Annotated in this window: 8 protein-coding genes; 5 read left to right on the top strand and 3 right to left on the bottom strand. The window is 59.6% G+C overall.

Annotated elements, in window-relative coordinates; genetic code table 11:
* Positions 1–432: 432 nt before the first annotated feature.
* Together rhtA and HCF10_RS29110 are read left to right on the top strand one after the other, a co-directional pair.
* Positions 433–1320 carry a threonine/homoserine exporter RhtA gene (rhtA, locus tag HCF10_RS29115; protein ID WP_145338808.1) on the top strand — a complete coding sequence of 296 codons (888 nt, stop codon included), beginning with the start codon at positions 433–435 and terminating at the stop codon, positions 1318–1320.
* A gap of 164 nt (positions 1321–1484) precedes the next feature.
* On the top strand, positions 1485–1766 hold the full coding sequence (locus HCF10_RS29110; protein WP_048730152.1) for a hypothetical protein: 282 nt from the start codon (positions 1485–1487) through the stop codon (positions 1764–1766).
* Between the two features lie 106 nt (positions 1767–1872).
* Here the strand turns inward: HCF10_RS29110 and HCF10_RS29105 are convergent, their stop codons facing one another.
* The 3 genes from HCF10_RS29105 to HCF10_RS29095 form a co-directional block, all read right to left on the bottom strand.
* Positions 1873–3681 carry an aminopeptidase P family protein gene (locus HCF10_RS29105; protein ID WP_131699208.1) on the bottom strand — a complete coding sequence of 603 codons (1809 nt, stop codon included), beginning with the start codon at positions 3679–3681 and terminating at the stop codon, positions 1873–1875.
* 39 nt (positions 3682–3720) lie between these two features.
* A complete protein-coding gene (locus HCF10_RS29100; protein WP_131699207.1) occupies positions 3721–4881 on the bottom strand; it encodes a cysteine desulfurase family protein in 1161 nt (386 codons plus the stop codon).
* A 233-nt stretch (positions 4882–5114) separates the two neighbouring features.
* The gene (locus HCF10_RS29095) at positions 5115–5384 is read right to left on the bottom strand and encodes a hypothetical protein (protein WP_131699206.1); all 270 of its coding nucleotides are present in this window, start codon (positions 5382–5384) and stop codon (positions 5115–5117) included.
* A 396-nt stretch (positions 5385–5780) separates the two neighbouring features.
* Between HCF10_RS29095 and msuE the strand changes: the two genes are divergently transcribed.
* The 3 genes from msuE to HCF10_RS29080 are packed head-to-tail and all read left to right on the top strand — an operon-like array spanning position 5781 to position 8736.
* On the top strand, positions 5781–6344 hold the full coding sequence (gene msuE, locus HCF10_RS29090) for an FMN reductase (RefSeq protein ID WP_131699205.1): 564 nt from the start codon (positions 5781–5783) through the stop codon (positions 6342–6344).
* Positions 6345–6353: 9 nt separating this feature from the next.
* Complete coding sequence (gene ssuD / locus HCF10_RS29085; protein WP_145338804.1) at positions 6354–7493, top strand: FMNH2-dependent alkanesulfonate monooxygenase; 1140 nt, start codon at positions 6354–6356, stop codon at positions 7491–7493.
* A 55-nt stretch (positions 7494–7548) separates the two neighbouring features.
* Positions 7549–8736 carry an acyl-CoA dehydrogenase family protein gene (locus HCF10_RS29080; protein ID WP_167656917.1) on the top strand — a complete coding sequence of 396 codons (1188 nt, stop codon included), beginning with the start codon at positions 7549–7551 and terminating at the stop codon, positions 8734–8736.

The raw sequence follows: 8736 nt of genomic DNA, 5'->3' as shown, positions 1-8736 counted from the left end.
CAACCACTTGCGCTTCCGATCTCTCGTTAGCGGGAGGCGAATTCTACAGCGTTACACGCTGCTGTCAACACCTCTTTTTCTCCGCTTTCGACCGAGAAGATCGAATCGTTAATAGCGCCAAACAACACGACTCTATCAACTCCTTCTGGGCTTCGATGAACTGAAGCAACTCGCCGTCTAATCCTGCATAACCCTTTGTTTAGCAAGGAGTTTTACGTTTCGACTGCGCCGGAAGTGGGGCGAATTATAGACTTCCAGAATCTGCCGTCAACACTTAATTTGGTTTTCCTATCAAAGCACCTACCAACCTTAAAATCCCTCTATATATAGCAGGCCACCGCTGTAAATTTGAGCAATATATTGCTCAACATACAACAGTTAAGCATCATAGCGGCCCCGGCTTCTCAAATATGACCTTGGACGAACACCCCAATGACCACCTCCCACCGCAGTTTGGCCTCGGCATTGTTTCCGGTCGGCCTACTGTTGATCGCTATGGCCTCCATCCAGTCCGGAGCATCACTGGCCAAAAGCATGTTCCCGATTGTGGGAGCACAAGGCACCACAACCCTGCGCCTGATCTTCGCCAGCGTAATCATGCTGCTGATATTGCGACCATGGCGCGCCAGGCTGACCGCAAAATCCCTGCGTACCGTGGTCGTCTACGGGATGGCCCTGGGTGGCATGAACTTCCTCTTCTATATGTCCTTGCGCAGCGTTCCCTTAGGAATTGCCGTAGCCCTTGAATTCACCGGACCGCTCGCCGTCGCAATCTACGCATCGCGCCGAGCGATAGACTTCCTGTGGATCGCCCTCGCGATCGTCGGCCTGCTCCTGTTAATTCCCTCGGGAGAAGCCAGCAGCGGAATCGACCTGGTCGGCGCGGCCTATGCATTGGGTGCGGGTGTGTGCTGGGCACTCTACATTCTGTTCGGACAGAAAGCGGGTAACGACAACGGCGTCCAAACCGCCGCCCTGGGTGTGATGATCGCTGCCCTGTTTGTTGCGCCCATCGGCATTGTCCATGCCGGTACCGCGCTACTGACCCCTGCATTGATCCCGGTCGCCATCGGTGTCGCGATTCTGTCCACTGCACTTCCCTACACCCTGGAGATGGTAGCGCTGACACGCCTCCCCGCCCGCACCTTCGGAACGCTTATGAGCATTGAGCCTGCTTTCGGCGCGCTCTCGGGACTTTTCTTCCTACAGGAACACCTCTCCCTACCGCAATGGCTGGCCATAAGCTGCATTATCCTGGCCTCGGTAGGCGCGACACTGACAATGCGCAATGACTCAAAGCCGCTGGTTCCGGCAGATTGAATCATCTTTGAAAGTTGCTCTGGTATTTGCTGCGTATTTAGGCCATGTTTAAACTGCAAACGAATGTCATTCATGGAGTTTTTCGACAAGGACAGCACGAACGCTACACTCGAGAGCGAGTAGAGCCGACTTCGAGCATTGCGAAGTGGCTATTAAGGATAGGAATGAAGCGAATTTTGATACTGTTAATGGTCCTGGCCATTGCTGGCTGTGCCGCGACTACCAAGACAGAAGTAAAACGCGGCAAAAAAGGGCTGCATATCAACTGTTCCGGCCTGTCTTCTTCCTGGGATCAGTGCTACACCAGTGCAACCAACTCTTGCGGCGCCAAGGGCTACCGGGTTATCGCCAAGTCCGGTGACAATTCCGAGGAGCCAGGGGACTACCCCTTCGGCATCAACCCTGCCGGCTATACCAGCCGCAGCATGATCGTCATCTGCAAGTGATCTCCTCCGAGCAGTCACCATCGACTGCTCATATAAATGCCTGATACAACCCCGTCCCTTCGCGGCGCTGCAACTAAATTATTGCAGCTCCTGATTTTGCAACAGGTTAAATGGCCATCGTGCGCATCTGCAGCCACTCCAACGCAGCACCGCTGAGCAGCGGGCTCAGGCGTTCACGCACCTGGGCGTGATACGCGTTGAACCACTCGCGCTCATCCGCAGTGAGCAGCGACGGCTCCAGGCAACGGGTGTCGATCGGGCACAAGGTCAGGGTTTCAAACGAGAGGAACTCACCAAATTCGGTCTTGCCTGCTTCGCAGTTCAATACCAGGTTCTCGATACGCACGCCCCAGCGTCCAGGGCGGTAGGTGCCCGGCTCGATGGAGGTGATCATCCCTGGCTGCATCGCGGTTTGCGGCGCAGGGGCCGCCTGATAGGCGATCACTTGTGGGCCTTCATGCACATTGAGGAAATAGCCTACGCCATGCCCGGTACCGTGGCCGTAGTCCACGCCTTCAGCCCAAATCGGCGCGCGGGCAATGGAATCCAGCAGCGGTGACAAAATCCCCTTGGGGAAATGTGCACGGGACAATGCAATAACGCCCTTTAGTACACGGGTGCAGTCACGTTTCTGTTCGTTGCTCGGCGTGCCAATAGGCACCATCCGAGTGATGTCCGTGGTGCCACCCAGGTACTGGCCACCTGAGTCGATCAGCAGCAATCCATCGCCTTCGATCACCGCATGCTCATCTTCGGTCGCGTGGTAATGCGGCATCGCACCGTTGGCATTGAATGCGGCGATGGTATTGAAGCTCAGCGACACATAATCGGGGCGACGGCTGCGAGCAGCCGTCAGGTACTCATCGATGGTCAGCTCAGTGATGCGCTCACGACCCAGCGCACTCTCCAGCCAGGCGAAGAATTCGCAAAGGGCCGCGCCGTCCTGCTCCATGGCCCGGCGAATGTGTTCCGCGTCCGCCAGGCTTTTGCGGGATTTGGCCAGTGTGGTCGGGTTCAGGCCTTCAATCAGCTTGACGCCGGCATCCAGGTTTTCCAGCAAACCGGCAGTCACGCGGGCGGGGTCAACTTGCAAGCTGGCACCCGATGGCACTGCACGCAGGGCATCCGCCACTTCGCTGTAATCGCGCAACGTCACGCCATCCTGCGCAAGCACCGCGCGCAAATCTGAATCAACTTTACTCAGCGCCACAAACAACGTGGCCTGTTGTTGATTGATCAAGGCAAACGAAACAAACACCGGATTAAACGAAACATCGCCTCCGCGCAGGTTGAACAGCCAGGCGATGTCATCCAGGGTCGCGATGAAGTGCCAGTCAGCGCCCTTCTCTTTCAAACTGGCGCGCAGTGCGGCAAGTTTATCGCCACGGCTGACGGTCGCCTGAGGCGGCAGATGCTCATAGATCGGCTGGTTCGGCAGGCTCGGACGATCTTTCCAAACGGCATCGAGTATGTCGATATCGGTACGCAGGCGAGCGCCACGTTCTGCCAACTTGGCGCCCAACGTGCGCGCAGAAGCGACAGCCATCACCGCGCCGTCCACTGCCACCACGCCGCCTTCCGGCGTCTGCTCGGCCAGCCATTCCAGCGGCCCGGGTTGGCCCGGTTGCAGCTTGACCAATTCAATGCCGCTGCCCTTGAGCTCCTTGGTGGCCTGTTCCCAGTAACGGCTGTCGGCCCAGACACCGGCGAAATCCGCAGTGACAATCAGCGTGCCTACCGAACCATGGAAGCCCGACAACCATTGACGCCCCTGCCAGTAACCCGGCAAGTACTCGGACAGATGCGGGTCAGCCGACGGCACCAGCAGGGCATGGATGCCCTCGTGACTCATCAGTTCGCGGATGTGCGCCAGGCGCTGGGGAACCGTTCCATAGGTCAAGGGCTGCGTACTCATTGTGTCTCCTGCTAACCACTAATAATTGTTATGAAAAAATCAGACGGCCCAGAACGCCGGGGCGCTGGCCAGTGCGGCCTTGATCAATTGCACAGCCTGGTCGATATCCTGCTCGGTGGTAAACCGGCCAAGGCTCAAACGTATGGTACGGCTGGCAGAACGCACGTCATGGCCCAACGCAAGCAGCACGTGGGAAGGCGCATTGCTGGCTGAATTGCACGCAGAGGTCGCAGAAAAGGCGATGCCGGCACTCAATGCCGCAGCGTCAAACTCACCTTCGCTGAAGGTAAGGCTGAGGGTGTGAGGAATGCGCTGCGCAGGACTGCCGTTGAGGCGCACGCCACCGATGGTCTCCAACTGGTCCAGCAGGCGCTGACGCAAGGCCACAATCACGGCCTTCTCCTCAGCAAAAGACGCCGCCGCCAGGGCGAACGCCGCGCCCATGCCCGCAATCTGATGGGTGGCCAGGGTACCAGAGCGCAGGCCACCTTCGTGACCGCCACCATGAATCTGTGCCAACACTTTCTGTTGCGCCCGGGGGCCGACATACAACGCACCAATCCCCTTGGGGCCATACAGCTTGTGCGCGGAAAACGACATCAGGTCCACCGGCCACTGCGCCAAATCGATCGTCACCTTGCCCGCCCCTTGCGCCGCGTCGACATGCAATAACGCGCCATGCTCACGCACGCGCGCGCCGATGGCCGGGACGTCATTGAGGGTGCCCAGTTCGTTATTCACCAGCATCAGCGATACCAGAAAGGTGTCTTCACGCAATGCCTCGCTGACTGCCTCGGCGCTGATCAACCCGTCGGCGTCCGGCACCAGGTAAGTCACGGCCACACCGGCTTCCTGCAACTGCCGCGCGGTATCCAGCGTGGCCTTGTGTTCGATCTGGCTGGTGATGATATGCCCGCCCGCCACCCCCCGCGCCTGGGCAACGCCCTTGATCGCGAGGTTGTTGGATTCAGTGGCGCCTGAGGTCCAGACGATCTGTTCAGGCTGTGCGCCCACCAACTCGGCCACCTGGCGACGCGCCTGTTCAACCGTTTGCCGGGCCGCTTGGCCGAACGCATGAGAACTGGACGCGGGGTTACCGAAGTTGGCGTTGAAGCCCAGACACTCGACCATCACCTGGATGACGCGCTCGTCCACCGGGGTGGTGGCGGCGTAGTCGAAATACAGCGGACGTTTATTCATGACAGTTAAGACTCGCAAAGCAGGTCCCCGAGAGCAGCGTCTCAGGGGCATCGGCCGGAACAGAGGTCGTCAGGTTTACCGGATCGAATGCCATTAAAGAAGGACAACTTTAAGTAAATGTGCGTAGGAACGCTCCTGAAATTCAGCTTAACAGGCTGAAGTCACGCCATGGCAAACAAAAAGCCCGAGGTTCCTTAAGGGAATCCTCGGGCTTTTTTCCATTCGGCGCAGGCTCAACTGGGACGACCATGCAAGGTCACGCTGCGTTCGGCGTTCATTTCGCCCTGGCGATCAAAGCCAAAGGGTTTCTGTGGCTGGCCGGTCAGTGCGGCGCGCTGCTGCTGGTACTCATCAAACGACAACCCACGACGGCTCAGTGCTTCCAAGGCCAACTGCTTGGTTTCTTCCGCTGAGTAGGGCCGTAATTCGGGCGAAGGATGGGTCGCACAGCCGGCGAGGACGGAAGTGACAATTAATAAGGAAACAGCGAGAAATCGGTTCATGGCGGTAGCCCTGCAAAGAAGGTTTCGAGTCAATGAACACAGGCTACTCCCGCCGTTGCGCGGTGAAAAATCACCGGCCGTGATAGTCGCTATCGACCACCTAGGCACCCTCGATAGGAAACGACATATTTCCTTATGATCTATAAATATGGAAATACGTTCATTTACGGAATAACTGCAACCTTCTATAAATGGCTCACACCGAACCCGCACTGTTCGCCACGCAACTGTTTGCCAGGCAACAGCCATTCAACAAATCACCAGTCAGACAACAGCAGCATTTTCAGCAGTGAACCTGCAACCCACGCCGATCAAGGCCTGCAGCCGTTGGTACAGCTCTTGCTGAACACGTTGCACCCCACCTGCTATGAACCACTGTTGATAAAGGAACTGTTCATGACCCGTCCCCTGAATGTCGTCGCCCTCTCCGGCGGAACCTGGCGTCCGTCCCGTACCCTCGTGCTGACCCAAGCCGTACTGGCTGAGCTGGCGACCTTACTGCCGATCCAGACCACCCTGATCGAATTGGGCGACATTGCCCGGCCCCTGGGTGGTGCGCTGTCACGCGATGAATTGCCCGCCGAGGTCGAAGCCCAACTGGTGGCCATCGAACAGGCCGACCTGCTGATCGTCGCTGCACCGGTCTATCGCGGTTCCTACCCTGGCCTGCTCAAGCACCTGTTTGACCTGATTGGCCTCAACGCCCTGATCAACACACCGGTACTGCTCGCCGCCACCGGCGGCAGTGAACGCCACGCGCTGGTCCTCGATCATCAACTGCGTCCGCTGTTCAGCTTCTTCCAGGCCCTCACCCTACCGATCGGCGTGTACGCCACAGAGGCCGACTTCACCGACTACCAAATAACCAGTGAGCCCTTGAAGGGCCGGATACGTCTTGCGGCAGAACGCGCAGCGCCGTTGTTTGCTGCGCACTCCCCCTCTCTGCTGAAAATCGCTTAAGGATTGGTCATGGATGTTTTCTGGTTTCTGCCGACACATGGCGACGGTCATTACCTGGGTACCACCCAAGGTGCACGGCCGGTCACCCTCAATTATCTGAAGCAAGTCGCGCAGGCGGCTGACAGCCTGGGTTACCACGGCGTGCTGATTCCTACCGGCCGCTCATGCGAAGACTCCTGGGTCATCGCCTCGGCGCTGGTGCCGCTGACCGAACGCCTGCGTTTCCTGGTGGCAATTCGCCCGGGCATCATCTCGCCGACCGTTTCTGCCCGCATGGCGGCGACCCTGGATCGCCTGTCCAACGGCCGCTTGCTGATCAATGTGGTCACCGGCGGCGATCCCGATGAGAACCGCGGCGACGGCAGCTTCCTCGACCACAGCGAACGCTACGAAGTCTCCGACGAATTCCTACAGATCTGGCGCCGCGTGTTGCAGGGCGAGTCAGTAGATTTCGAAGGCAAACACCTGCGCGTGCAGAACGCCAAGGCCCTTTACCCACCGGTGCAGAAGCCTTATCCACCGCTGTATTTCGGCGGCTCCTCCGATGCCGCCCACGACCTCGCCGCCGAACAGGTGGATGTGTACCTGACCTGGGGCGAGCCGCCCGCCGCCGTCGCCGAAAAACTCGCAGATGTGCGTGAGCGCGCTGCCCGCCACGGGCGTACGGTGAAGTTCGGCATTCGCCTGCACGTGATCGTGCGCGAGACCGAAGAGGACGCGTGGAAAGCTGCCGACAAGCTGATCGAGCACATCAGCGACGACACCATCGCCGCTGCGCAAAAATCCTTCTCGCGCTTTGATTCCGAAGGCCAACGCCGTATGGCCGCCCTGCACGACGGGCGCCGCGACAACCTGGAAATCGCCCCCAACCTGTGGGCCGGTGTCGGCCTGGTGCGCGGCGGTGCCGGTACCGCGCTGGTGGGCAACCCGCAGCAAGTGGCCGAACGCATCAAGGAATACGCCGACCTGGGCATCGAGAGCTTCATCTTCTCCGGCTACCCGCACCTGGAAGAAGCCTATCGCTTTGCCGAGCTGGTGTTCCCGCTGCTGCCGGAACCCTATGCCAGCCTGGCCGGACGCGGCATCACCAACCTCACTGGCCCGTTCGGCGAAATGATTGCCAACGATGTTCTGCCAGCCAAGGCCTGATCGGCGCAGCAGCGGGAGCGGCATTGGTCGTTCCCGCTTATAAAGAGGAAACCCCGTGACAGCCAAACCCCACAGCGTCCTGCCATCACCGTTGCAGACCGCCAGATTGCTGGTCGCCGAATTCGCCCTCACCGCCGTCGAACGCGACGAGCGCGGTGGCACTCCCAAGACCGAACGTGATGCCCTGCGCCAAAGCGGCCTGCTGGCCCTGAGCATTCCCACCCAATACGGTGGCCTCGGCGCCCGCTGGGGTGACACCCTGGCCATCGTGCGCGAGTTCGCCAAGGTCGACAGCTCCATTGCCCACGTCTTCGGCTTCCACCACCTGATGCTCGCCACCGTGCGCCTGTTCTCGCGGCCGGACCAGTGGCAACCGTGGTTCGAACAGACCGCGCGCAAAAACTGGTTCTGGGGCAACGCCCTCAACCCATTGGACACACGCACGGTGGTCAAGGACTTCGGCGGCTGGCGTGAGTTCTCCGGCAAAAAGAGCTTCTGCTCCGGCGCCAGCGACTCGGAAATGCTGATTGCCTCGGCGGTGGATGAAAGCGCCGGCGGCAAGCTGCTGATCGCCGCCATCCCCAGCGGACGCAGTGGCATCACCCTGCACAACGACTGGAACAACATCGGCCAACGCCAGACCGACAGCGGTAGCGCCAGCTTCGAACGGGTGCGCGTCGAGGAGTCGGAATTGCTGCTCGACCCGGGCCCGCTGAGCACGCCTTTTGCCTGCCTGCGCCCGCTGATCGCCCAGTTGACCTTCACCCATATGTTCCTCGGCATCGCCGAAGGTGCATTCGAAGAAGCACGCAACTACACGCTCACCGAGACCCGTTCCTGGCACAAGTCCTCGACCGAAGACGTGCGCCAGGACCCTTACGTGTTGCATCACTACGGCGAATTCTGGGTGGCGCTGGAAGGCGTGCGTCTATTGGTGGAGCGTGCCGCCGAATTGCTCGACCACGCCTGGGCCAAAGGCCCCCACCTCAGCGAACACGAACGCGGCCAACTGGCGATTGCCATTGCGACCGCCAAGGTCGCCGCCACCCGCCAAGGCCTGGACCTGTGCAGCCGCCTGTTTGAAGTCACCGGCGCACGCTCCACCCACGCTTCACTGCGTCTGGACCGCCATTGGCGCAACCTGCGCACACAAACCCTGCACGACCCGGTCGACTACAAACTCCACGAACTGGGGGACTGGGCGTTGAACCAATCCCTGCCGATTCCGACGTTCTACTCATAA

The organism is Pseudomonas sp. B14(2022) (assembly GCF_012030485.1).
Classification (GTDB): Bacteria; Pseudomonadota; Gammaproteobacteria; order Pseudomonadales; family Pseudomonadaceae; genus Aquipseudomonas.
The sequence above is the reverse complement of the archived record's forward strand: the minus strand, read 5'-3'. Positions and strand labels throughout refer to the sequence as shown.